Origin of the sequence: Paractinoplanes tereljensis, from assembly GCF_016862435.1 — a bacterium.
In the GTDB taxonomy this organism is placed as follows: domain Bacteria; phylum Actinomycetota; class Actinomycetes; order Mycobacteriales; family Micromonosporaceae; genus Actinoplanes; species Actinoplanes tereljensis.
Genome location: NZ_BOMY01000016.1, coordinates 60986 through 85066 on the forward strand (window position 1 = coordinate 60986; position 24081 = coordinate 85066).

Annotated in this window: 21 protein-coding genes and 1 riboswitch; of the genes, 6 read left to right on the forward strand and 15 right to left on the reverse strand. The window is 69.3% G+C overall.

Going from position 1 to position 24081, the window contains the following annotated elements:
- Positions 1-26: 26 nt before the first annotated feature.
- A complete protein-coding gene (locus Ate02nite_RS11780) occupies positions 27-929 on the reverse strand; it encodes an NAD-dependent epimerase/dehydratase family protein (protein ID WP_239147321.1) in 903 nt (300 codons plus the stop codon).
- A gap of 92 nt (positions 930-1021) precedes the next feature.
- A complete protein-coding gene (locus Ate02nite_RS11785; protein ID WP_203803806.1) occupies positions 1022-3007 on the reverse strand; it encodes a glycosyl hydrolase family 28-related protein in 1986 nt (661 codons plus the stop codon).
- A 133-nt stretch (positions 3008-3140) separates the two neighbouring features.
- Between Ate02nite_RS11785 and Ate02nite_RS11790 the strand changes: the two genes are divergently transcribed.
- Positions 3141-4151 (forward strand): hypothetical protein, encoded by a 1011-nt coding sequence (locus Ate02nite_RS11790; RefSeq protein WP_203803807.1) that lies wholly within the window; start codon positions 3141-3143, stop codon positions 4149-4151.
- 50 nt (positions 4152-4201) lie between these two features.
- Complete coding sequence (locus tag Ate02nite_RS11795) at positions 4202-5422, forward strand: EAL and HDOD domain-containing protein (RefSeq protein WP_239147322.1); 1221 nt, start codon at positions 4202-4204, stop codon at positions 5420-5422.
- Here the strand turns inward: Ate02nite_RS11795 and Ate02nite_RS11800 are convergent.
- The 4 genes from Ate02nite_RS11800 to Ate02nite_RS11815 all read right to left on the reverse strand — a co-directional run bounded on the left by Ate02nite_RS11800 (position 5419) and on the right by Ate02nite_RS11815 (position 8790).
- Positions 5419-6552 carry an RNA polymerase sigma factor gene (locus Ate02nite_RS11800; protein WP_203803815.1) on the reverse strand — a complete coding sequence of 378 codons (1134 nt, stop codon included), beginning with the start codon at positions 6550-6552 and terminating at the stop codon, positions 5419-5421. The genes Ate02nite_RS11795 and Ate02nite_RS11800 overlap by 4 nt on opposite strands.
- Entirely contained in the window at positions 6549-6875 is a 327-nt protein-coding gene (locus tag Ate02nite_RS11805) for a YciI family protein (RefSeq protein ID WP_203803817.1), read from the reverse strand. The genes Ate02nite_RS11800 and Ate02nite_RS11805 overlap by 4 nt, the downstream gene beginning before the upstream one ends.
- An 81-nt stretch (positions 6876-6956) precedes the next feature.
- Entirely contained in the window at positions 6957-7850 is an 894-nt protein-coding gene (locus Ate02nite_RS11810; protein ID WP_203803819.1) for a LacI family DNA-binding transcriptional regulator, read from the reverse strand.
- A 49-nt stretch (positions 7851-7899) separates the two neighbouring features.
- Entirely contained in the window at positions 7900-8790 is an 891-nt protein-coding gene (locus Ate02nite_RS11815) for a HAMP domain-containing protein (protein ID WP_203803821.1), read from the reverse strand.
- 69 nt (positions 8791-8859) lie between these two features.
- Positions 8860-8951, forward strand: a riboswitch (S-adenosyl-L-homocysteine riboswitch).
- Positions 8952-8967: 16 nt separating this feature from the next.
- On the opposite strand from Ate02nite_RS11815, the gene ahcY reads away from it, so the two are divergent.
- Together ahcY and Ate02nite_RS11825 are read left to right on the forward strand one after the other, a co-directional pair.
- A complete protein-coding gene (gene ahcY, locus Ate02nite_RS11820; RefSeq protein ID WP_203803824.1) occupies positions 8968-10425 on the forward strand; it encodes an adenosylhomocysteinase in 1458 nt (485 codons plus the stop codon).
- A 53-nt stretch (positions 10426-10478) separates the two neighbouring features.
- On the forward strand, positions 10479-12101 hold the full coding sequence (locus Ate02nite_RS11825) for a Na+/H+ antiporter (RefSeq protein WP_203803827.1): 1623 nt from the start codon (positions 10479-10481) through the stop codon (positions 12099-12101).
- A 6-nt stretch (positions 12102-12107) separates the two neighbouring features.
- On the opposite strand, the gene Ate02nite_RS11830 is transcribed toward Ate02nite_RS11825, so the two are convergent.
- The 8 genes from Ate02nite_RS11830 to nhaA all read right to left on the reverse strand — a co-directional run bounded on the left by Ate02nite_RS11830 (position 12108) and on the right by nhaA (position 21533).
- Complete coding sequence (locus Ate02nite_RS11830; RefSeq protein WP_203803829.1) at positions 12108-13694, reverse strand: ABC transporter permease; 1587 nt, start codon at positions 13692-13694, stop codon at positions 12108-12110.
- Positions 13691-14587 (reverse strand): ABC transporter ATP-binding protein, encoded by an 897-nt coding sequence (locus tag Ate02nite_RS11835; protein ID WP_203803832.1) that lies wholly within the window; start codon positions 14585-14587, stop codon positions 13691-13693. The genes Ate02nite_RS11830 and Ate02nite_RS11835 overlap by 4 nt, the downstream gene beginning before the upstream one ends.
- A 2-nt stretch (positions 14588-14589) precedes the next feature.
- A complete protein-coding gene (locus Ate02nite_RS11840) occupies positions 14590-15195 on the reverse strand; it encodes a TetR/AcrR family transcriptional regulator (RefSeq protein WP_203803834.1) in 606 nt (201 codons plus the stop codon).
- Between the two features lie 30 nt (positions 15196-15225).
- Positions 15226-16107, reverse strand: a complete 882-nt coding sequence (locus Ate02nite_RS11845; protein WP_203803837.1) for an ABC transporter substrate-binding protein — start codon at positions 16105-16107, stop codon at positions 15226-15228.
- On the reverse strand, positions 16104-17960 hold the full coding sequence (locus tag Ate02nite_RS11850; protein ID WP_239147323.1) for a putative bifunctional diguanylate cyclase/phosphodiesterase: 1857 nt from the start codon (positions 17958-17960) through the stop codon (positions 16104-16106). Before Ate02nite_RS11850 ends, Ate02nite_RS11845 begins: the two co-directional genes overlap by 4 nt.
- Before the next feature lie 318 nt (positions 17961-18278).
- A complete protein-coding gene (locus Ate02nite_RS11855; protein ID WP_203803842.1) occupies positions 18279-19061 on the reverse strand; it encodes a hypothetical protein in 783 nt (260 codons plus the stop codon).
- Between the two features lie 37 nt (positions 19062-19098).
- Entirely contained in the window at positions 19099-20190 is a 1092-nt protein-coding gene (locus tag Ate02nite_RS11860) for a hypothetical protein (RefSeq protein ID WP_203803844.1), read from the reverse strand.
- Positions 20191-20429: 239 nt separating this feature from the next.
- Positions 20430-21533, reverse strand: coding sequence for a Na+/H+ antiporter NhaA (gene nhaA / locus Ate02nite_RS11865; protein WP_275422853.1), 1104 nt, complete (start codon positions 21531-21533; stop codon positions 20430-20432).
- A gap of 123 nt (positions 21534-21656) precedes the next feature.
- On the opposite strand from nhaA, the gene Ate02nite_RS11870 reads away from it, so the two are divergent.
- Both Ate02nite_RS11870 and Ate02nite_RS11875 read left to right on the forward strand, forming a co-directional pair.
- On the forward strand, positions 21657-22796 hold the full coding sequence (locus Ate02nite_RS11870; RefSeq protein WP_203803853.1) for a PQQ-binding-like beta-propeller repeat protein: 1140 nt from the start codon (positions 21657-21659) through the stop codon (positions 22794-22796).
- Positions 22796-23524 carry a LamG-like jellyroll fold domain-containing protein gene (locus Ate02nite_RS11875; RefSeq protein WP_203803856.1) on the forward strand — a complete coding sequence of 243 codons (729 nt, stop codon included), beginning with the start codon at positions 22796-22798 and terminating at the stop codon, positions 23522-23524. Before Ate02nite_RS11870 ends, Ate02nite_RS11875 begins: the two co-directional genes overlap by 1 nt.
- On the opposite strand, the gene Ate02nite_RS11880 is transcribed toward Ate02nite_RS11875, so the two are convergent.
- Positions 23518-24075 carry a DUF1707 SHOCT-like domain-containing protein gene (locus Ate02nite_RS11880; protein WP_203803858.1) on the reverse strand — a complete coding sequence of 186 codons (558 nt, stop codon included), beginning with the start codon at positions 24073-24075 and terminating at the stop codon, positions 23518-23520. The two genes, Ate02nite_RS11875 and Ate02nite_RS11880, sit on opposite strands and share 7 nt — an antisense overlap.
- Positions 24076-24081: the final 6 nt, after the last annotated feature.

Consider the following 24081-nt stretch of genomic DNA (forward strand, 5'->3'; position numbering starts at 1 on the left):
CCCGCTCGCGGCACCCGCCGCGCGGGTCAGTGAGCCAACTCTCCCGGGCGGTGCGTGGTGACGAACCGGGCGATGTACGCGTCGAGGCTGTTCTGCGGGCGCCAGCCCAACTCGCCGGCCCGGGTGGTGTCGGCCTGGCCGCGCACCCGCTCGCCGCGCAGCGCCGGCACCAGCTCATAGTCGACGCCGAAGAGCTTCGCGACCTCGATGACCGGCCACTCGTGGCCCATGCCGAGCAGGTAGCCGTCGCCGCTGCCCTTCTGGGCGACCAGCACGATGCCCCGGACGATGTCGTCGACGTGGGTGAAGTCGCGGGTCTGTGTACCGGGCGACACCACCGGCAACGGCTCACCGCGCAGGTAGTGGTCCTCGAAGATGCCGATCACCGTGGCGTAGCGGCCGGCCGTGATCTGGCCCGGCCCGTACACGTTGTAGAAGTAGGTGATCGCGTAGTCCAGCCCGTACCAGGACGAGTAGTTCCGGATGTACTCGATGTTCTTGGCCTTGGTCCACGCGTACGGGTTGAGGTTCTCGTCCTGCCCGTCGTTGCCGAACTTCGAGCTGGAACCCGCGTAGATCAGCTTCGACCCGTTGGCCGAGGCGAACTTGACCACCTCTTTGGTGCCCAGCAGGTTGAATTCCCAGGTCAGATCGTGGTCGTCGAAGGACTGCACGATCCGGGAGTATTCGCCGAGGTGGAAGACGATCTCGGGGCTGGGCAGCCCGCGCTCGGCCCAGGTCTTGGCCAGGTCGACGGTGGAGCCCTCGATGTAGGTCACCCGGGGGTCGTTGACGTGATTTTCCGGGACACCGGTGAAGTAGTTGTCGAGCGACACGATCGCGGCGGCGGGATAGTCGGTGAGCAGGGCCCGGATGAGATTGGTCCCGACAAATCCGGCACCACCGGTCACCAGCAGTGTTTGGCTCACAAACGTCCTCCGAGTCCCGAGTTCAGCGGCCCAGGCTACCAACAGAATGCGGCCCCACCCGAATTCAACGAGTGGGGCCGCAATCGGATGATTTACCAGGTGGAGGGGGCCGGGGGCGCCACTACCGGGGGACGGTCGTTGCAGGTGATGGTGTTCGGAATCATCCACGGGGCGAGCCAGCCGCCGTCGTTGCCGCCCAGGTCGGCGACCTTGAACTCGGAGCCGGCCGGGGTGAAGTTGAACGATCCGCAGTTGTTGACGCCGACCGCGCCGACGTTGCGGGCGTCGACGTTCTCGAAGGTGGCCGACCCCGCGACCCGGGCACTCAGCACACTCGTACCCGTACCGTCGACCTTGATGTTTTTGAAGTGGGTGTTGGTGATCGAGTAGAGGTCCTTGACCGGCCAGTCGGCCACCAGCATGACCGCGTTGTACGTGTTGTCCAGGAAGTTGTCGCCGACCACCTGGATGTCCGCGTCGATGTTCCTCTCCAGCGCGTAGAGCCAGATCGCGCCGAGTCCGATGTTCCAGTTCAGCTCGTAGGTGCCGGCCCGGACCGTGGTGTTGTCGGTGAACCAGAGGTGCCCGGCGAACGGCTGGGCCCCGAAACGGGAACCGGCGTGCAGGGCGCTGCCCTCTCGGATCGGGTCGGCGATCAGGTTGCCGGAGACCGTGATGTCGGTGCCGCCGTAGATCGCGATGCCGTTGGCCAGCACCGGCGTCTGCACGGTGTTGTGGTCGAACGTGTTGTTGGCGTTGGTCGTGCCCTCGGCCCACATGGCCAGAGCGTCGTCGCCGGTGTTGCGCAGGAAGTTGTTGCGGGCGACCGAGTTGGTGACCCCGGTGTGGAAGTTGAGGCCGTCGGCGATCTGGTCGACGATCACGTTGTTGGTGACGCGGACGTTCGACATCGGACCGTCGAACCACAGACCCACCTTGGTGTGGTGGATGTAGAGGCCGTCGATCGTCGAGTCGGTCATCGCGCCGCCGATGCCGTTGACCTGGTCGGTGTCGATCCGCTCGCGAACGTCACCCTCGATCGCGAAGCCGCTCAGGTGCACGTTGCGCGAACCGCCGTCGGCGACGTACTTACCGTAGAAACCGACGCCCGAATGGACCGAGTTGTCCGGTGCCGGCGCAGGCAGCGCAATCGAGCGGCCCTTGATGATCGTGTACCAGTTACCGGCTCCCTCGATCGTCACGTCGTCGACGACGATGTGCCGGTTGACCTGGAAGACACCCGGCGGGACGTAGACCTTCAAATGCGTCTTGCGGGCGAAGGCGATCGCCTTGTCGAAGGCCGGCGCCGAGTCCCGCCGCCCGGTCGGGTCGGCCCCGAACAGCAGCACGTTCGCGGCCAGCAGGTTGATCTTCGGAGCGCCCACCAGCTCGGAGTCGAGCAGGTCGATCACGGTCCAGGCGGCGGCCGACGACGCGGTCAGCCGGACCTTCTCCCCCGCCTGGTAGGTCGCGCCGAGCAGCAGCCGCTGCTCGTCGTAGAAGTGGCTGGGCCGGAACGGCTTGGTGATCGCCGGCGTCGGCGAGGTCGCGGCCGGCACGCAGGCGCACTCGGTGATCCACCAGTCCGGGTGCAGCAGGTCCGCGGCCGGGTCGTTGCTGAACGGATATTGGTTGTAGAGCCACGAGTACTGCGAGGTCAGCGACAGGGTCCGGGTGGTGTTGCGGACCTTCACGGCCAGCGGCGCGGTGATCCCGCCACCGTTCGGCGCGTCCGGAATGCTGTACCGCACGGTGATCGCGTTGGCCGCCTTGGGCAGCGTGAACTCGACCCACTGGCCGGGCGCGAGCTTGACCGCGGTGCGGCCGGACGCCTCGGCGGGCAGCGTGTAGGCGGTGCGGTCGGGGCCGATGACGGTGCCGTTGGTGGCGGCGTTCTCGGCTTCCTGCTCCTGGAAGGCCACGCTCGCACCGCGCCCGGCGACAAGCGCCGGGTCGATGGCCGCGCGGGTGACTTTCGCTTGCGCTTTTTCCGAGGCGTACGCGGTGCCGGTCGCGCCGACCGCAATGGCGAGGCCGGCCGCCACTGCGGCGGCCAACCGAGATCTCTCCAGAAACATGGACGGAGCTCTTTCTCGAGGGGAGCGACCCTCCAAGCGGGACGGACGCCGGGAGGTGCAGTGACCATAGAATCGCTGTGACGCAGTCCACAAGGTTCGGTCGCATATTTTCGGGAGATTGTTCGGTGGTTACATGAGGCCATCGTTTTCTTGCGGGCTGGCTGCCGCGATCCTGGTGCTTTCACTCAGCGCTTGCAGCAATCACCCGCTTCGGTGGGAACCGGTCGATCTACCCGGATCCGGCGGCGCCGACCTGCGCGATGCCGCCGACTGCGACGGCCGGTGGTGGGTGGCCGGCGGCCTGCGCGCGGCCGACGGCAGCACCCGGCCGGCCGCCTGGACCGGCACCGACGCGGGCTGGCAGCCGGTCCCGTTCGACCCGTTGCCGACGAGCTACTACGGCCCGCGACAGGTGATCACCAGCGTGGCCTGTGCGAACGGGCGGGTCGCAATGGTCGGCGCGGTGCCCGGCGGCGCCCACGGCAACCCCCGGGTCAGCACCTGGCGGCTCGCCGGCGACCGGATGGTGGAGAACCCGGCGCCGTTCGAGACGTACGGCGGGGACACCGCGGTCGACGTCGGCCCGATCGCGGCCGGACCGGCCGGTTTCGCCATCGCCGGCAACCGGACCAGCGGCGCCGCCGCCTGGCTGTCCCCCGACGGCCGCACCTTCACCCTGCACGAGAACGACTCCGGGCTGGCCGGCGACACCGCCGCCCGCGACTCGATCACCCTGCCGGACGGCCGGTGGGCGGTGTTCGGTGGTGTCGGTGGGAAGGCTGCCGCGTTTCTTCCCCAAGATCAGGGTTGGACCCGTGAATACCCACCGGCCGAGGACGGGGTCACCGAGATCCAACGGGTGGTCCGGCAGGGCGACGAGGTGGTCGCGGCCGGCATCCACGACACCGAGTTCCAGATCTGGCACCGGCGCGGCGGCACCTGGACGGCCGGCGAGACGTTCGGCGGGGACCCGGCCGGCGTCCGGTCGCTGGCCATCGCGGGCGGGCGGCCGGTGCTGGTCGGCGGCGGGCTGTGGATCGACGGGAAGAGCACCACCGCGCCCGGCACCCCGGTCGCGGTGGCCGGTCGTGGCGACGTGCTGCTGCTGGTCGCGACCGACCGGATCTGGCGGGCAAAACTCTGACTCTTGGCGTTTTCGTCAGATCTTCCGGTCACCGACCGATTGCAAGCGGTGTGAAACCATCGGCACCCTCGGACGGCACCCAGCTGGTGCACGTGGGCCGTCAGCCGATCTTCGACGTCCACGGCGACGTCGTCGCCTATGAGCTGCTGTTCCGCGGCAGCATGGACGCCGTTGCGGCCGGCCGGCAGGACACCTACGCGACAAGCACGGTAATGGTGAACGCGTTCACCGAGTTCGGCATCCGCGAGGTCGCCGGCGACCGGCTCTGCTTCATCAACCTGACCCGGGAGTTCCTGGTCGGCAACATCGCGCTGCCGTTCGGCCCGGAACAGGTCGTCCTCGAGGTCCTGGAGACCGTGCAGATGGACGCCGAGGTGGTCGCCGGGATCACCGCGCTCAGCAACGCCGGCTACCGGATCGCGCTCGACGACTTCGTCTGGGGATCCGGCCACGAGGTGCTGTTCGGCCTGGCCTCATACGTGAAGCTGGACCTGCTCGACGGCGACCTGTCCCGCCTCGACGAGGTGGTCGACGCCTGCCGCGAGTACCCCAACATCCAGATCGTGGCCGAGCGCCTGGAGACCGAGGAGCAGCTGGCCATCGCCGAGAAGTACGGCATGGAACTGCGCCAGGGCTATGCGCTCAGCCACCCCCAGGTGCTCACCGTGGCCAGCCTGTCCCCGTCCCGGCTGCGCCGGCTGGAGCTGGTCGGCGCGCTCAGCGACAGCGACCCGGACCTGCACAAGATCGTCAACATCATCGCCAGCGACCCGCCGCTGTCCCTGCGGGTGCTGCGGGCCAGCAACTCGGTCGCGGCCGGGCACGCCAACCGGGTCTCCTCGGTGCGCCAGGCCGTGGTCATGGTCGGCCTGCCGCACATCCGGCAGTGGGCGCTGCTGATGGCGCTGGACGACGCGTCCAACACCACCGAGGAGCACATGCTGGCCGTGCTCACCCGGGCCCGGCTCTGCGAGAACATCGCCACCTGGTTCGGTGCCTCGTCGGACGGCGCGTTCATGGCCGGCGTGATCAGCGGCGTGGCCCACCTGCTGGAGATCCCCCCGGAGTCGATGTCCGAGCAGTTCCCGCTGGCGCCCGCGATCGTGGCCGCGCTGACCGAGGGCACCGGCCGGCTGGGCCGGGTGCTGCGCGCGGTGGACGCCTACGAGAAGGGCGAGTTCGGCACGTTCGACCTGGCCGGCCAGTACATGGACGCGGTCCGCTGGTCGACCCGGGCGCTGGCCCAGTCCAACCGGCTGGCTGCCGCCTAGAGCTCGGCCGCCCGGGCCAGCAGGGCCCGGCGCTCGACCTCCGAGGGCGCCACCGCGGCCGCCTCGCGGAACAGGTCAGCGGCCCGGTCCCGGTCGCCGGCCTTGGCGGTCAGGTCGGCCTCGATGGCGACCGCCGGGTAGCCCTCGAAGCCGGCCAGCAGCGCCAGACCCGACTGCGGGCCGAACGCGTAGCCGTGCGCCACCGCCCGGTTCAGCTCGACCATCGGCGTGGGCTGGATCCGGGCCAGTTGGTCGTACCAGCCGGCGATGGACCGCCAGTCGCTGCCGGCCGCGCCATGACCGGCCGCGATGTGAGCCTGGATGGCGTACGGGCCGGTTACCGGCGTGCGTTCCAGCAACGCCCGCCCCTCCGCGATCGACTCGTGATCCCAGCGGGACCGGTCCTGCCGATCCAGCGGCACCAGGTCACCGACCGCGTCCCGGCGCGCGTGCCGCCGCGAGTGCTGCAGCAGGAACAGCGCCAGCAGCGCGGCCACCTCCGGCTCGGCCGGCATCAGCCCGGTCAGCAGCCGGGCCAGCCGGATCGCCTCGTCCGCGAACGCCGGTTCGCCGTCCGCGTCGTACCCCCGGGTGAAGAGCAGGTAGAGGACGGCCAGGACCCCGGGCAGGCGCTCGGTGAGCGCCACGCCCGAGGGCACCCGGTACGGGATCCGCGCCTCGGTGATCTTCGACTTGGCCCGGGTGATCCGCCGGGTCATGGCCGACTCGCTGACCAGGAAGACCCGGGCGATGTCCGCGGTCGGCACTCCCCCGACGGTCCGCAGGGTCAGGGCGACCCGGGCCTCGAGCGCGAGCGCGGGATGGCAGCAGGTGAAGATCAGCCGGAGCCGGTCGTCCTCGATCTCGTGCTGCTCACCGGGGTGGAAGAGCATCGCGACCTCCCGGAGCTTGGCCTGTTCGACGGAGGAGCGGCGAAGCACGTCGACGGCCCGGTTCCGGGCGACCGTCATCAGCCAGCCGCCCGGGTTGTCGGGTGTTCCGTCGCGCGGCCACCGCTCCAGGGCGGCCGCCATCGCCTCCTGGGCGCAGTCCTCGGCCAGGTTCCAGTCCCCGGTCAGCCGGATCAGGGTGGCCACGATCCGGCCGTAGGAGTCGGGGAGATCCGTCATCCGTGGTACGGGCGGAGCTCGAGCCGGCCGTTGTAGGCCATCGGGTGCGCGGCGGCCACCGCGATCGCCTCGTCGAGGTCGGCGCACTCCAGGATGTCGAAGCCCACGATGACCTCCTTGGTCTCGGCGAACGGCCCGTCGCTGAGCAGAACCTCACCGCCGCGGACCCGGACCGTGGTGGCCGACGACGGGCTCACCAACTGGTTGCCGGCGACCCGGCGGCCGGACGCGTCGTTCTCGGCGACCCACGTGAAGATGTCCGGGACGATCGACTCGTCGGTCTCCGGCTCGGTGTCGGTGCAGACGAACATCATGTACTTCATCGCTGTCCTCTTCCCTCAGGTTGACTTCCACCCAGGTGACGAACGGCCGGACCCGATCCGGACAGCCGGTCGAAAAAACTTTTAGAAAGGTGCGTTGAACGGCGTGATCACCTGCACGGCCGCCGGGTGCGACCGGACCGGGCCGGGCAGCGCGCCCTGCGCCCGCAGGATGGCCAGGCCCGCGTTCCGTACGTCGGCGCGCAGGTCATGATGCAGGACCGCGGAGAGTTTGTGTGCCCGCAGCAGCGCGGCATTGGTGTCGTCGAGGCCGTGCGCGACGAAGACGTCGTAGATGCGGTGCTGCTCGGCGTAGGCGTCGACGACCCGGGCAGCATTCCCGGCCGGCGCGTAGACCGCCCGGATAGCCGGGTTGCCGGCCAGCACCTGGTCGACCGCCGCCGCCTCGATCAACCGGCGGGCGGTCATCGCGGCCCGGAAGCCGGCCACCCGTTCCTCTTCGCCATCGTCGCCGGCGCCGCGCACCACAAGCACCTCCCCGGCCCGGTCGGCGAGCCACTGGCCGACCAGGTAGGCGGCGGTGGCCCCGGCATCGGCCTGGTCGATGCCGGCGAACGCGACCCGCTTGCTGTCCGGCAGGTCGGTGCCGAGGGTGACCACCGGCACCTCGGCCCGGCCGATCGCCTCGACGATCTCCGGGGTGTCCGGCGCGGTCAGGAGCACGCCCTGCGACCTGGCCCGGGTCAGCACGTCCACGGCGGCGGCCACCGGGTGGAAGCGGGGACTGAGCACCACCGGGAGCTCGGTCTCGAGGACCAGCCGGACAGCGTCAGCCGTGTTCTCCGGGACGACGACGTCGATCGGGAAGCCTTCTTGTCCCAGGGCCGCGATCGCCCGGTGGACCTCGCGGGCCGTGCTCTCCCGCACCCCGCCGCGCTGATGCAGCACGCGATCCACGGTGGCCTCGCTGAGGCCGGCCCGGGCGGCGATCTCGCGAATCCGGTACGGGTGCTTCACGCCGTACAGGATGAGGGGTTTTTGAGGTTTTATGGAAGGTCTTTGATGCTTACGAGTGCGACTTGGGGCTGAGGTCGTCCACCAGAGTGACGATCCGGCGGTACTCGGTCTGGATCGCGGCGAGGACCAGATGGCGCTGGGTATCCGGCAGGTGCGGGTTGTCCAGCAGCTGGTCAAGGCCCTCGCCGAGGCCCGCGAGGGGCGCGCGGAGGGTCTCCGCGGCCTCCTTGGCGAAGTGCTCGGTCGCCTCCTGGGCCGCGTCGCTGGCGAGTTGCTCGCGGTCGGGGATGTTCATCCGGTCCAGCGCCTCGTTGAGCGCCAGGCCGAGGTCGGCGACCTCGGGCGGACTGGTGACCACCGGCAACCGCTGGGTCGGGGCGTCCGGCGAGATCGCCTGCGCGCCCTGGGCGAGCTTGACCAGCGGCCGCATCACGAGGCCGCCGACGAACCAGGTGCCGACCGCGGCGATGATCGCGGCCAGGACCACAATGAGATCAATCATCCTGACATTTCCGTCATGTTGATCCTCCACATCTCGGAGGTCGATCAAGACCTGCAGCTGTACGCCGGTCTTGAGCGTTTCGGCCCATGAGCGCCAATGTGAACCGTCTTCAGCGGTAACGGTGGAATAGCCGTCCTTGACCGGGTCCGAGAACTTGGTCTTGGCGCCGACCAACGCCTTCTGTCCGGAACCGTCCAGCAGGCGCACCGCGAAGGTGCCGTCGGTGGGCAGCGAGCCGGACTTCGTCGCGGTCGTGCGCACCTGCGCCGCGCGGGTCGCGAGAGTCGCGTCCACCGCGTCGCGATCGCGATGATCGGCGTACAGAACGATCGCCAGACCGGCCAGCGCCACCACCAGGGCGACGACCGCCGTGATGGCTAGCGTCAGTTGTACGCGAATGGTCCTGGGCCGGAAAACCCGAGGTAGCGGCTCTGGCACGTCCCTACCTACCGTCGAAATACGTGGGGGGCGGCTAAGAATCGCAGGCTCGGGTTACGCTGTAAAGGCCCGGCCGAGAGGCGCTGCAACGGACCCAAGCTCATCTGTGGGGTCCGCCACGCTCGGCCGCCGGCTTGCTGACGCAAGGGCGCCTCCTGAGAGGGAGGAGCCCTCTTCGTGTCCGAAAAACTGCAGGTCGTCGATGGCCTTGAGTTCGCAGTCGCCGACCTCACGCTGGCCGAAGCCGGTCGCCACCAGCTCCGCCTGGCGGAGTACGAAATGCCCGGCCTCATGTCGATCCGCGAGGAGTTCCGCGAGTCGCAGCCGCTCAAGGGTGCCCGGATCGCCGGCTCGCTGCACATGACCGTGCAGACCGCCGTGCTGATCGAGACGCTTGTCGCCCTCGGCGCCCAGGTCCGCTGGGTCTCCTGCAACATCTTCTCGACCCAGGACGAGGCGGCCGCCGCGGTCGTCGTCGGCACCGGCTCGGTCGACAAGCCGGCCGGTGTCCCGGTCTTCGCCTGGAAGGGCGAGACGCTGGACGAGTACTGGTGGGCCACCATGCGCCTGCTCGAGTTCGGCGACGGCCTCGGCCCCAACATGATCCTGGACGACGGCGGCGACGCCACCCTCCTGGTGCACAAGGGCGTCGAGTTCGAGGCGGCCGGTGCCGTCCCGCAGCCCGGCGAGGGCGACAGCCACGAGTACACGATCATCCTCGAGACGCTGCGTGCCTCGCTGGCCGACGACCCGCAGCGGTTCACCAAGATCGCCGCCGAGATCCGCGGCGTCACCGAGGAGACCACCACCGGTGTGGCCCGGCTCTACAAGCTGGCCAAGGAGGGTGGCCTGCTCTTCCCGGCCATCAACGTGAACGACTCGGTCACCAAGAGCAAGTTCGACAACAAGTACGGCATCCGGCACTCGCTTGTCGACGGCCTCAACCGGGCCACCGACGTGATGCTGGGCGGCAAGCTCGCGCTGGTCTGCGGTTACGGCGACGTCGGCAAGGGCGCGGCCGAGACGCTGCGCGGCCAGGGTGCCCGCGTCGTGGTCACCGAGATCGACCCGATCTGCGCGCTGCAGGCCGCGATGGACGGCATGCAGGTCGCCCGGATCGAGGACGTGCTCGGCGACGTCGACATCTTCGTCACCACCACCGGCGGCACCGACATCATCACCGCCGAGCACCTGGCCGGGATGAAGCACAACGCGATCGTCGGCAACGTCGGGCACTTCGACGACGAGATCGACATGGCCGGCCTCGCCAAGGTGCCGGGCGTTAAGAAGATCGAGATCAAGCCGCAGGTGCACGAGTGGGCGTTCCCCGACGGCCACTCGGTCATCGTGCTGTCCGAGGGTCGCCTGATGAACCTCGGCAACGCGACCGGTCACCCGTCGTTCGTCATGTCGAACTCGTTCTCCAACCAGGTCATCGCGCAGATCGAGCTGTGGACCAAGCCCGGTGAGTACGACAAGCAGGTCTACGTGCTGCCGAAGCACCTGGACGAGAAGGTGGCCCGGCTGCACCTGGACGCCCTGGGCGTCAAGCTGACCACGCTCTCCAAGAAGCAGGCGGAGTACCTGGGCGTCGACGTCGACGGCCCGTACAAGCCGGAGCACTACCGCTACTGATCTTTCTAGGTTTGTGACGGGCCGCGCTGTATGGCGCGGCCCGTCATAGAAAGATGGAGCAGGTGCACCATCTCGAGGAAATCCTGCTCTATGTCCTGATAACCGTGGCCGTCATCGTGGCGACCCGGTGGGTTTCCCGCCGGACCGGGCTTCCCTCGGCCGCGCTGCTCACCATCGTCGGCATCGTCTATGCCTTCCTGCCCGGGGAGAACATTCCGCTCAACCCGGAACTGATCCTCACCCTGGTGATCCCGCCGCTGCTCTACAACGCGGCGCTGGACTCCTCCCTGCTCGACATCCGGCACAACCTGCGCATCGTGATCAGCCTCTCGGTGCTGCTGGTGCTGGCCACCGCGATGCTTGTCGGCGTCGGTTTCCACCTCTGGGTGGCCGGGGCGACGCTCGCCGCCGGGGTGGCCCTGGGTGCCGCGATCGCCCCACCCGACCCGGTGGCCGCGCTCGCGGTCGGGCGCCGAGCCGGTCTGCCCGGCAACCTGATCACCCTGATCCAGGGCGAGGGCCTGCTCAACGACGCGACCGCGCTGACCATCCTGGCCGTCGCCATCGATTCGGTGGACGGCGTCGGGTTCTCCTTCCCGGTCGCGATCGGCCGGTTCGCGATGTCGGCGGCCGGCGGGGTGGTGGCCGGCGTGATCGTCGCCTACGCGGTGCGGCTGCTGCGCAACCTGCGCGAGGACCCGATCAGCGCCAACTCGATCTCGCTGGCCACCCCGTTCGCGGCCTACCTGCTCGCCGAGAGCGTGCACGTCTCCGGTGTGCTGGCGGTGGTGGTGGCCGGCCTGATCATCGGGCACAACGCGCCCCGGCACTCCACCGGCGCGAGCCGGCTGCAGACCAGCGCGGTCTGGCGGCTCGTCGACTTCGTCCTGGAAGGCTTCGTCTTCCTGCTCATCGGTCAACAGTTGCCGGAGGTCGTGGACCACCTGCACGAGTACGAGACCAGCACCATCGTGATCGCGGTGTCCGTCTCGGTCGGTGCCGTCCTGCTCCTGCGCCCGTTCTGGCTGGTGGTCACCCAGCTGCTGCCCAGCCGGATGCACGCCCGGCTCGGCGGCTCGTCGGACGGGCGTGAGGACAAGGCCCTCGACAAGCGCGAAGTGGTGGCGCTCAGCTGGGCCGGCACCCGCGGCGTCATCTCCCTCGCGGCGATCTTCACCCTGCACGAGAACGTGCCGGACCGCGACCTGTTGCAGTTCTGCGCCTTCGTGGTCGTGCTGGTCACGCTGCTCGGGCAGGGGCTCACCTTCGCGCCGCTGGTGCGCTGGCTCGGCCTGCGCGCCAACAAGGCCGACCTGGCCCGGGAGCGCAACGAAGCCCGGTCGGCGGCGGTGCAGGCCGCGATCGACCGGCTCGACGAGATCAAGCAGGAGGAGCACGACCACATCGAGGACAAGGCCATCGAGAGCATGCGCAAGCAGCTGACGATCCGGCTCGAGCGGTACCGCCGGCGGCTCGACCTGATCGAACGGTCCGAGTCGGATGAGGTGCCGGTGTCCCCGCAGTACGAAGCCGCGCTCGTGGTGCGCCGCGAGGTGATCGACGCACAGCGCGAGGAGCTGCTGCGATGGCGGGACGCCGGCAACCTCACCGACGAGGGCTTGCGGGTGCTGGAGCGCGAGCTCGACCACGAGGAACGGCTCGCCGAACGTTCCTGACGTTTCCTAGTCGGGCAGGTTGCGCCGCCGCAGGCCGAACAGGCCGGCGGCGGCCAGCGCCGCCGCGACCACCAGCAGGGTGATCACCGGCGTCGCCGAGACGGTGCCGCCGGTGAGGTGCGGGACATGGGTGAACGGCGAGATGTCCAGCAGCCACTGGCTCGCCTGCAACGTCTGCCCCACCAGCAACACCAGCACGCAGATCACCGGGGCCGCCCAGGCGACCAGGGACAGCCGCGGCAGCAGCCCGAACAGCAGCACGGTCAGGCCGGCGAGCACCCAGACCGCGGGCAACTGCAGCATGGTGCCGCCGAGGATCCGGCCGAAGTTGCCGTCGGTGGCGACCAGGCCGGAGACCAGGCCCTCGGCGAACAGGGCCAGGGCCGGGCCGAGCAGCGCGAACAGCAGGTGGCTGGCGGCCCAGGCGAACCGGGAGACCGATGTGGTCAGCACCGCCTCGGCGTGCCCGGCAGTCTCCTCGTCGCGCAGCCGCAGGGTGGCCTGCACGCCGTAGCAGGCCGCGATCAGCCCGACCGTCCCGGCGATGCCGGCGAAGTAGCTGTCCAGCAGTTGGCCGGCGCCGTTGCCGCCGGCCAGCCGGTCGAAGATGTCGGTCAGGCCCTGGTTGGACTCGGCGATGTCCAGGACGCTGCCGCCGACCCCGCCGAAGATCAGGCCGAGCAGAGCGAACCCGGCCGTCCAGCCCAGCAGCAGGCCGCGGTGCAGTCGCCAGGCCAGCCCGAGCGGGTGACCCAGCCCGGCCGGCGCATTGGCCGGGCCCAGGCGCGACGCGACCAGTCCGTCGCCCAGGTCACGGACCTTGCGCAGCTCGACCGCGACGTTGGTGGCGATCGCGGCGGCCAGCACCGACATCACCACCGGCCACCAGTTCACCGGCCCGTACGGGAAGATGTGCGTCACCCAGCCGAGCGGCGAGACCCAGGACAGCCAGGTCAGGCCGCCGTCGCCGATCGCCGAGATGTCGCCGCCGACCCGCAACGCGTACGCCACACCGAGCACCACCACCGCGATCGACCGGGCCGAGCGGGCGCTGCTGGTGAGCTGGGCGGTGATGGCGGCCACGGCCGCGAACATCAGGCCGCTGACGGTGAGCTCGGCGCCGAACGCCAGCGAGCCGCCGGTGTTACCGGTCTTTCCGGCCATCGAGACGAACGTGAGCAGTCCGATCAGCACGCTCGCGGTCGCCGTGACGATAAGCGCGGCGGCCAGCTGCGCGTGCCGGCCGACCACCGTCGCGCCGAGCAGCTCGGTGCGACCGGCCTCCTCGTCGGCGCGGGTGTGCCGGATGACCGTGAGCAGCGCGGCCAGGCCGATCACCATCGGCACGAAGCCGACCCGCCAGCTGGTCAGCACCGCGAGCGAGTCGCCCTGGAGCAGTCCGTACAGGGCCACGAGCCCGGCGTTGTCGGTGCTGACCGAGGCGAACTGGATGCGCTCGGCGTCGGTCGGGAACAGGCCCTCGAAGGAGGCGTAGGTGCCGACGCCGAGCAGGCCGAACAGCAGGATCCAGAGCGGCAGGACGATCCGGTCGCGGCGCAGGATCAGCCGGATGAGCTTGGCGGTGCCGGTCACTTCTCGTCACTCCGCTGGTACTGCCTCAGGAACAGCTCCTCGAGCGACGGCGGCTGGCTGACCAGGCTGCGCACGCCCACCTTGACCAGGGTCTGCAGGGCCGGTTCGAGCGCGTCGGTGTCCACATCGAAGCGGACCTTGCCGTTGTCGGTGCGGAAGTCGTGTATGCCCGGCATGGTAGCCAGCCCGTCCGGCGGGCCGGACAGCTCGGCCTGGATCGAGGTACGGGTCAGGTGGCGCAGGTCGGCCAGGCTGCCGGTCTCCACCGTCCGGCCCTCCCGGATGATGGTGAGCCGGTCACAGAGCGCCTCGACCTCGGCGAGAATGTGACTGGAGAGCAGCACGGTGCGGTCACCCCGCCGTTTCTCCTGCAGGATCACCTCGCGGAAGACCTCCTCCATCAGCGGGTCGAGGCCGCTGGTCGGCTCGTCCAGGATGAGCAGCTCCACATCGGACGCCAGCGCCGCGACCAGGGCGACCTTCTGCCGGTTGCCCTTCGAGTAGGTGCGGCCCTTCTTGCGTGGATCGAGCTCGAACCGGTCGAGCAGCTCCTTCTTGCGGGCCGGGTCGAGACCGCCACGCAGCCGGCCGAGCAGGTCGATCACCTCGCCGCCGGTCAGACTCGGCCACAACGTGACGTCGCCCGGCACGTACGCCAAGCGTTTGTGCAGTTCGGTGGCCTGCGCCCACGGGTCGCCGCCGAGCAGGCTCGCCCGGCCGCCGTCGTGCCGCATCAGCCCGAGCAGGATGCGAATGGTGGTGGTCTTCCCGGCGCCGTTCGGGCCCAGGAAGCCGTGCACCTCTCCGGTGCGTACCTTGAGGTCGAGCCCGTCCAGGGCGGCGACCTGGCCGAATCGCTTGATCAATCCCTCGGCATCGATGGCCTCGGTCATGGTTACTCCTCGGGGGTCTGAAAACGGACAATTGCCCCGCGCAACTGCTCCGCCTGCTCCGGGGTGACGAGTGGATGCGAAAAGATGTCCAAGGAAGCGGACAGCATGCGGCCCCAGCCCTCGGGCTCGGCGGTGTTGACGCCGAGGACGCGCGACAGCTGGTCACCCATGGTGAACATGGACATCTTCATGACGCAGAGGACCGCGGAGTAGGCCCGCGGGTCAGCCACCTTCAGATCGGTGCTGCGCACCCACTGCTCGCCATAATCGACAAGCCGGTCGAAGAGGACCTGGGCAGTGGGTGAGCCGTCCACCAGCGATCGGATCAGGTAGCGCTGCATGCGCAGCCACTCCGGCTCGATCCGGTTGAGGGACGGGAACTCCATGAACCGGGTCTGGACGCCGGTGAGCTCGCTGACCACGAACTCGTCGCAGGCGTCGCGCAGACCCTCCTTGGAACCGAAGTGGTGCCGCAGCAGCCCGGAGGAGACGCCGGCCTTCAGCGCGATGTCGCGGATGGTGGCACCGTCGATGCCGCGATCGGCGAAGAGCTCGATCGCGGCATCCCGGATGCGGGCTCGCGCGGTCAGATCATGCGGGCTACTCACGCGTGTAGCGTACTACACGGGTGTGTAGCGTCAATCCTGCGTAGCGGAGTTGATCGATGCGGCCTTGACCGCGCCACTGCCCAGATTCCAGCGTTGCAGCAGGTCGGTGTACGCCCCGGTGCTGATCACCCGGTCCAGCGCACCCTTCACCGCGTCGCGAAGCTGACTGTTGCCCTTGGCGAACGGGATGCCGATCAGCCCCGGCTCGTACTGGGCGGCCGACGCCAGCTCGTAGTAGTTGCTGGTCCGGGTGTCGGTGGTGAGGTAGGTGGCGGCCGGGAAGTCGTTGAGCACCGCGACCGCCCGCCCGGTCCGCAACTGCAGCAGCGCGTCCGCATTCGTCGTGTATTCGTTGATCTCCATCGGCCGGTCGCCGCAGCCGCTCTGCGACCGGTGCAGCAGATCGGCCTGGATGGTGCCCTTCTCGATCGCCACCACGTTGCCGCACAGGTTGGTCAGGTCGGCGATCTCGTGCGGGTTGCCGCGCTGCACGATGATCGTCGAGCCGGCCGCGAAGTAGTCGACGAAGTCGGCCTTCTTCTCCCGCTCGGCGGTGTCGGTCATCGCCGACAACACCCCCTCGTAGGTGCCGTCGGCCACCTTGTCCAGGGCGGTCTGGAACGGGCCGGTGACGATCTGGACCTTGATGCCGAGAACCTGGCCGATCGCGTCGGCAAGATCAGGTTCAAAGCCGATGATCGTACGGCCGTCGGCCGCGAACGACTCCATCGGCGCGTAACTGGCATCGGTGACGAAGCGGATGTACCCGCGATCGCGCACCGCCTGCGGCAACGAGTCGTGCAGCGCCTGGTCGAACGTCACCGTGCCGGTGCTGCCGGCCGTGCTGTCCTTCTTGTCGCCACAGCCCGCGAGGAGCGTGAGGGCGAGCGCCGAGACCATCAGCTTCTTCATCGGATCGCTTCCTCCGGCATCGGTACGGATATCTGCGCCCACGGCATCGGCCGTGAGTAGTAATAGCCCTGCGCTTCGTCGCAGCCCGCCGCCGCGAGCCAGGCCGCGATCTCCGCGGTCTCCACACCCTCGGCGGTCGCCCGACAGCCGAGCCCCTGCGACAACGCGATCACCGCGTGCACGATCGCCTGGTTCTCCGCCTCGTCGAGCACCGTCGCCACGAACGTCCGGTCGATCTTCAACTCGACCAGCGGCACCCCGCGCAGCCGTTCCAGGCTGGTGTAGCCGGTGCCGAAGTCGTCCACCGAGAAACCGACCCCGCGGTCGGCGAGCCGCCGGATCGCGGCCAGCGCGGTCACCTTGTCGTCGACCATCGCGGTCTCGGTGATCTCGATGATCAGCCGGTCCGGGGCGGTGCCGAACTCGGCCAGCAGCGACTCCACCATCCCCGCGAAATCGGCCGACTGGACGTTGCGGGCCGACACGTTCACCGACACCGTCCAGTCCCGGCCGGCCGCCGTCCACGCCGCCTGATCGGCCAGCGCCCGGCGCAGCACCCAGGCGGTCAGCGGCTCGATCAGGCCGGACTGCTCGGCCGCCGGGAGGAACTCCGACGGCGGCAACAGCCCGCGCTCCGGGTGCTGCCAGCGCACCAGCGCCTCCACCCCGCAGATCGAGCCGTCGCCCAGCCTGATCTTCGGCTGGTAGAACAGCACCAGTTCGTCACGCTCCAGGGCGTGCCGCAGTTCGGCCTGCACCATCAGCCACTGCGTCGGGTGGCTGGTGCGCTCGCCGGTGTAGACGACGATGTCGGCGGTGCCGCGCTTGCCCTGATACATGGCCGCGTCGGCGTGCCGCAGCAGCTCCTCCACGTCGTTGCCGTGCTCCGGGAAGAACGCGATGCCGAAACTCGCCTCGATGCTCAACGGCACCCCGTCCAGGACCACCTCACCGGTCACCGAGGTGCGCAGGGACTCGAGCATCTCGCGTACCTCATCGGCACCCAGCCCCGGCAGAATCAGAGCAAATTCGTCGCCGCCCAGCCGGGCCACGGTGTCCTGCGGCCGCAGGCCGCCCCGCAACCGCGCGGTGATCACCCGCAGCAACTCGTCGCCGGCGTGGTGGCCCAGGGTGTCGTTGACCTCCTTGAACCGGTTGAGGTCGACCACCACGACGGCGCCACCCTTTTCGTCTTTCAGGGCGGCCGTGGCCTGCTGCCGGAACGCTTCCCGGTTCGGCAGCCCGGTGAGCGCGTCGTGCAGCGCCTCGTGCTCCTGCCGCGCGGCGTACCGGCGCAGCGACCGGGTCGTCGACCAGGAGATCAGGCCGAGCGCCAGGTAGAGCAGGCCCAGACCGCCACCGAGCCGCCAGTAGGTGACCACCATCTGCTCGTGCAGCCGCTGGGCGATCTTGTCGTACGGCAGATAAAGCTCGAGAACCCCGATCGCCTCACCGGAGGCCCGCGCGAACACCGGTTGCAACACCCGGATGATCTGCCCACCGGCCGCCGAGTCATCCGCCACCATGGTGGCCACCGCCGACCCGACGGTCGCCGACCGGAACGCCGAATCCGACACCGGCACCCCACCCGAGGTGGACCCGTCATCCGAGTAGACGACCTGCCCGGCGAAGTTACGCAGCCGCATCCGCAGCACCGACCCGTGATAGAGCGCCAGGTCGGTGGCCTTGGCCAGCGATTCCCGTTGATCCTCGGTAAGCCCACGGGCCAGATCGGCGTCATCGAGCGCCGGCGCCACCGCCATCTCGGCGATCACCGCGGCTTGCGCCATACCTTGGTCCTGCCCCTGCTTGGTGGCGTCGTCGTGCACGCCGTTGAGCAGCAACGTGGCCAACGCCCCAAGCGGCAACAGACTGACCACGAGATATTGCGCGAACAGCCGCGACCCAGACCCCCGCGACCAGACCCCGCCGCCCGCCGCCCACCTCCGCGTCCCCACACGGCCGCTCTATCGTCTCGGTTGCCATTCGGTTGAGAAAAAGTTCCCAACAACCCCCGCGTTCGGGAATCCCCCTTTCTCCGCCGCCAGCGGAAACCCCGAATAACCCGAACACCCAGCGGCCGCCGAGCGGAAAAGTTTGCCAAAAACGGCCGGTTTTACTGAATCAGTAAAACCGGCCGTTTCAGAAAAACCCCAGCTCAGAGTAGCGGCCTAGGCCAGCGCGGTGAGTAGGTCTCGGGCCAACAGCGACGTTGACAGGGCCACCGTCACCGGATCGCCGATTCCCTCCTCTGCACGCCCGGCCATCATCGGCACGAGTGCCTGCGGGCCGGGCGCGGCCAGCTCAGCTATCTCCTCAAGTGCGTGCGCTGTGGTCGACGCACTGATCGGATCGGCCAGAAGACGGCGAAAACTCTCCGCCAGCGGCTCGGTCTCCAGCGCGACCAGGATGCGGTACATATCGTGCGCGTCTTTGTCGACAAGACGACGAGGTGTGTCGATCCGCTCGGCGATCTTGTAAGTCTTCGCGACCAGGAGCGCGGCGGGCCCAGCCACCCTGGCCTCGAAGGAACGCGGGTCGGCCGGATCGAGCGCGTTGACCTTCTCCACCGTGCTGTCGACCAGGGTTGCTTCCAGGCCGCGAGCACGGCGCATGGCCCGGCGATCGTGCGGCGGCACACGCGCACCACGAGCGTTGGGCCCACCGGCCCCGGCGAAGGATTCCGGGACCATGAGATCGACCGGAATGCCGTCCACGTTCACCCATGCTCCGGGCTGCCCGTGGCGTGGATCCGGCACGAAGCCGGCGGCCCTCATCGCCGCTTCCACGCGCGGATCCTCACCCAGTGTCCGCGGATCTATCGCCAGGTCGCTGTCCTTGGTCGCCTCGGCGAGAGCCACCTGGGCTCGGCCCGTTCGCAGGTAGACGGCCTGGGCACCGATGACGACCACCGCGGCGCGGTGCTCCGCCAGGGCTTCGAGCGCGTCCAGCATGACGGATCGCGATCTGACCAGCAGGTCTGCGGGACGGCTACCCGGCCCGCCAGGAATCCTCATTGTTCTTCATCCATTCCATGAGTTCCTCGGCCTCCTGCGGGTTGCGGCCCGGCCCGGTCATCAGATCCACGACGACCTGGGAGGGGGCCGCAAGCCGGAGGCCAGCGGTATTCGTGACCGTTCGAACGAACGGAACGTCGATCTCGGGCTCGGCCAGCAGCACGTTGGCGCCGGCATCGGCCGCGCGCAGCCCCCAGTCGGCGGCGGCCGACTCGGCGTCTGCGGTGTAGATCGCCGCGGCCCGCGCCGGTGCGTACTCCGCCCATTCGGCCGCGGCAACCGTCCCGGTGATCGCGTAGTCCACCGGCCCGGTCTGCGCGATGCGTTTCAGCAGAGCCTCGAGACCACGGGGGGCGATCCATCGAGTGACCCGGCTGTCACCGACGAAGCTGTAGTCCTCGCTCCACCTGCGCAGGACCTTCTCCCAGCTCGGGACCGCTATCCGCCCGCGCTCTTCGCGCGTGGCCAGGTCTTCCCGTTCGAGGAAGTCGATGACCCGGTAGCCGGTCCCGGTGGACACGCCGGCCCCTCGGACCAACTCGCGAATTGTCCATTCGCCGGGGATGTCAGCGATCGCCCGCACGATCCGGGCGGCCGGTGCGCCCTTGAGCGTGCCGCGTGGCCTGCCCCGCCCACGCCACGGATCCGCATCCGCGCCACGGTCACCGAGGTACAGGCCCGGTGCCGACAGCTCGACACGGATGTTGCCGGTGGCGTCGACGAACGACACACCGCTCTCGGTGAGCGCGCTTCGCACCTGAGGGGACAGGTAGCGGGCGACCAGGACGCCGTAGCCGTTGTCCACCTGCCCGACATAGGCGGCTATTTGCCGGACAACGCCCGGCACGTCCCGGACCTCCGCCACGTTCTTCGCCTCGATTATCAGCACGGCGGACCGGCCATCCGGAGCAGCGAGGTCGAAAGCGGCGTCCACTCCCCTGTCCACGGCCGCGTCGATGGTGGCCGGCCGTAGCGACCAGCCGGCCGGGAGCCGGGCAGCCAGGGCCTCGGATGCCCGGCGAACCAGCTCGACGCTGCTGGTCGGTGGGTTGAGTTCGATGGTCATCGGCACACCCGTTCGGGAAAATGGCGTTCTCCGCTGACAGCGGAATACCAGAATAACCCGAACACCCATGCCCGACCGCGAAGTTCCTGAGGGCGCGCAATACCCCGACGACCGCGGCGCCCGTGTAGTCATGGGTCAACTTTACATACGACCGGGTCGATAAGTCGAGACGGGTCGCGTGATGGGGGAGTTTACGAACGCCGAAAACTCCCGGGTTCTCGGCAACTTGCCTGGTAGGCCTAGCGACCCAGCGACATTCGGCGACTGCGGAGTCGGAGGATGATCGCGGCGAGCACGGCTGCCAGCAGAGAACCCAGCAGGACGCCCAGCTTGGCGTGTTGGTCGGCGGGGGTGCCGGGGCCGTAGGCGAGCTCGCCTATCAGCATGGAGACCGTGAAGCCGACGCCGCCGAGCATTGCCAGGCCGAGCACGTCCCACCAGGCCAGCTCGGGCGCCAACCCGGCGGGGGTCAAACGATGCACCAACCAGGTCGCTCCGGTGATGCCGATGGTCTTGCCGGCTACCAGGCCGACGATCACGCCGACCGTGACCGGGTCGGTCAGGGCCTCGCCCAGCCCGCCCGTGATCGTGACTCCGGCCGCGAAGAAGGCGAACACCGGCACCGCGACCGCCGACGACAGCGGCCGCCAGCGATGTTCGAAGCGTTCGGCCAGGTCGGCCGGGACGGTGAAGGCGAGCAGCACCCCGGCCACCGTGGCATGCACCCCCGAGGCGTGCACGAACGCCCAGGTCAGGGCGGCCAGCGGCAGCAGCAGCCACCACGAACGCACCCGGCGCTGCACCGCCATACCGAAGCCGGCCAGCGGGAACAGCGCCAGCAGCAGCGGCACCGCGTGCAGGGTCGAGGTGTAGAAGATCGCGATGAGCAGGATGGCCAGCAGGTCGTCGACCACGGCCAGGGTGAGCAGGAAGGTGCGCAGCGCGGGTGGCAGGTTGCGGCCGACCACGGCCAGCACGGCCAGCGCGAACGCGATGTCCGTCGCGGTCGGGATGGCCCAGCCGCGGGAGGCGCCGTTGATCGCCGTGAAGAGCAGGGCCGGGACGATCATGCCGCCCACCGCGGCCGCCACCGGCAGGGCCGCTCGCCGCGGGTCGCGCAGCTCGCCCACTACCAACTCGCGTTTGAGTTCGAGCCCGGCCACGAAGAAGAAGATCGCGAGCAATCCGTCGGACGCCCACCCGGACAGCGACAATCCCGCGACCGATATGCCCGAAATGTCAAAGTAGGACGAGCGCAGCGGGGAATTCGCCCACGTCAGGGCAAGGATCGTCGCGGCGAGCATGAGCACGCCGGCGAAGGTTTCTGAGCGTAAAAGCCGCAAACCGGGCCTCTCTCGTACGACGTAAACCGACCGCCGACCAGACTTCCCGGCACACCTGGACAAATTCTATCCAGCCCACCATTACCGGCGCATCCTGATGCGGGGGACGAGCGTTAGCCCGGCGTGCGTATCTCAAAGCATGTTCGCCGCATCGCCGTCGGCGGCGCGGTGGCTCTCGCAGTCTGCGCCGTCGCGCAGCCCGCCGACGCGGCGGTCGGTCAGACCGCCCGGATGACGCCCTCCTTCAACGGCTCGGTGTACGCGATCGCCTACCGCGGCGACACCGTGTACGTCGGCGGCTCCTTCACCAGCACCACCGTGGGTGGTCGCACCGTCTCCCGGGAACGCCTCGCCGCGTTCGACACCGACTCCGGCCGCCTCCTCGACTGGCAGCCCCGCGCCGACGGCATCGTCCGCGCGCTCGCCATCTCCGACAGCTCGGTCTTCGCCGCCGGCGACTTCGGCCAGGTCTCCGGTCGCACCCGCGACTCGCTGGCCAAGATCGATGCCGACTCCGGCGCCGTCAGCTCCTTCCAGCACGGCATCGAGGGCAGCCCGCGGGCGCTCGCCGTCGGCAACGGCCGGCTCTACCTGGCCGGCACGATCAGCCGGGTGGACCGGCAGGACCGCGAGCGGCTGGCCGCGTTCTCGCTGGACAGCGGCGAACTCGACGACGACTGGACGCCCAGCGCGGACAACACCGTCTACTCGCTGGCCTACCGCAACTCCAAGGTCTACCTGGGTGGCAGCTTCCACCGCGCCGACGACAGCGCCACGCTGCGCCTCGCCGCGGTCGACGCCACCTACGGCGAGCTCGACCGACGCTTCCGCCCGTCGGTTCCGGCCGTGGTCTACTCGATCGCGGTCGACGACAACGGGGTGTACGCGGCGATGGGTGGACAGGGTGGCCGGGCCGCCTCGTTCAGCACCACCGGCCGTACCCGTTGGACCCGGGTCTTCGACGGTGACGCCCAGGCCGTCGCGGTTCTGGACGGCACCGCCTACGTCGGCGGGCATTTCGACCGGGCCTGCACCAGCGACGAAACCGGTGCGCACGGCACCTGCACGGAGGGCTCGGAAACTCGGGTCAAGCTGGCCGCGGTGCGCAGTGACGGCTCGCTGAGCGACTGGGCGCCGCAGGCCAACGGCATCGTCGGGGTCCGCACCATCGGGGTCGACGCGCAGCACGGCACGGTCGCGGTCGGTGGTGACTTCACCACCATCGGCGGCCGAACCCAGAGGCGATTCGCGTCGTTCGACTGATGCGACGCGCCCTCCTCAGCGCGGTGGCGCTGGCGACCGTCGGCCTGGCCGGCCCGTCCGCCTCCGCGACCACCGTCCCCGGCACGACCGCTGCCGCCAACTATGTGGTCCGCTACACCTTCGACGGCCACACTCCGCTGGCCGACGTCACCGGGCACGGGCACGACCTGAGTCCGGTGGCCCGGTACGGCGGGGCGTTCAACCTGGTCGCCCACGCCGGCGGCAGCGCCCTGACGTTCCCGCGCCCCTGCCAGATCGAGCCCTGCCCGCGGATCGCGCTGCGCACGGTCACCTCGGACGAGCTCAACCCGGGCCCGCGCAACATCCGGTTCGGAGCGTCGGTGCAGCTGGCTCCCAACGAGACGACCAAGGGCGAGAACGTCCTGCAGAAGGGCTACTCCGCCCGGGGAAGCCAGTACAAGCTGCAGATCGACGGTGCGGCCGGCCGCCCCAGTTGCGTGCTGGTGGACGACCTGAGCCCGGAGATCAACGTGGCGATGGGAATGGTGTCCGTCGCCGACAACCGCTGGCACACCCTGGAGTGCCGGCGATCCGGCTCGTCGCTGACGATCCTGGTCGACGGCAAGCGCGCGGGCCGGACCACGATCCCGCCCGACCTGTCGATAACCAACTGGATCCCGCTGAGCGTCGGCGGCAAGGGGTCGTACACCGACAACGACCAGTTCCAAGGCACCCTGGACGAGGTCTGGGTGCAGATCGATCAGTAGGGCAGCGACCGCTTGCTGATCACCTGCACCTGGCCGAACCAGGTGGCGATGTCGACCCGCACCTCGGGCGTGCCCGGCACCCGCGGCACCGGCGCGAGCCGCAGGTCGTGACTGGAGAAGACGACGGCACCGGTCAGGTCGACCTCGACGCCCTCGGGCACGATGACGGTCACCTGACCGAACATGCACAGGCCACCGATCTCGATCGTGCTCTCGCTGGTCAGCACCTCGCGCAGGTCGAGCTCGGTGGCCCCGAAAAAGGTGCGCAGCCACAGCCGCGGCGACCGCAGCCGCCAGCGCCCCCGCCGCTTGCTCTCGCTGAAGATGGTGGTGACGCTGTCGATGCTCTGCGCCGACCCGACGATCGGCGTGACGGCCAGACCCGAGGTGGCTTTCTCCAGTTCCTGCCCACTCTCGGCGGCCCAGACCGCCCCGACCCGCACGCTGAATTCCTCAAGCGTCAGCCGCCCGTCGCCACAGGCGCGTTGCAGCAGCTCGGCCGCGCGCTCACGCTCGTTGTCGGACGGCGGCAGAGGTACAGGTGTGGTCACGGGACG

Coding starts and splice junctions, on each gene's coding strand:
- Ate02nite_RS11785 (WP_203803806.1), bottom strand. CDS start 3,007: ATGTTTCTGGAGAGATCTCGGTTGGCCGCCGCAGTGGCGGCCGGCCTC.
- Ate02nite_RS11790 (WP_203803807.1), top strand. CDS start 3,141: ATGAGGCCATCGTTTTCTTGCGGGCTGGCTGCCGCGATCCTGGTGCTT.
- Ate02nite_RS11800 (WP_203803815.1), bottom strand. CDS start 6,552: ATGACGGATCTCCCCGACTCCTACGGCCGGATCGTGGCCACCCTGATC.
- Ate02nite_RS11805 (WP_203803817.1), bottom strand. CDS start 6,875: ATGAAGTACATGATGTTCGTCTGCACCGACACCGAGCCGGAGACCGAC.
- Ate02nite_RS11825 (WP_203803827.1), top strand. CDS start 10,479: ATGGAGCAGGTGCACCATCTCGAGGAAATCCTGCTCTATGTCCTGATA.
- Ate02nite_RS11835 (WP_203803832.1), bottom strand. CDS start 14,587: ATGACCGAGGCCATCGATGCCGAGGGATTGATCAAGCGATTCGGCCAG.
- Ate02nite_RS11845 (WP_203803837.1), bottom strand. CDS start 16,107: ATGAAGAAGCTGATGGTCTCGGCGCTCGCCCTCACGCTCCTCGCGGGC.
- Ate02nite_RS11855 (WP_203803842.1), bottom strand. CDS start 19,061: ATGCTGGACGCGCTCGAAGCCCTGGCGGAGCACCGCGCCGCGGTGGTC.
- Ate02nite_RS11860 (WP_203803844.1), bottom strand. CDS start 20,190: ATGACCATCGAACTCAACCCACCGACCAGCAGCGTCGAGCTGGTTCGC.
- Ate02nite_RS11875 (WP_203803856.1), top strand. CDS start 22,796: ATGCGACGCGCCCTCCTCAGCGCGGTGGCGCTGGCGACCGTCGGCCTG.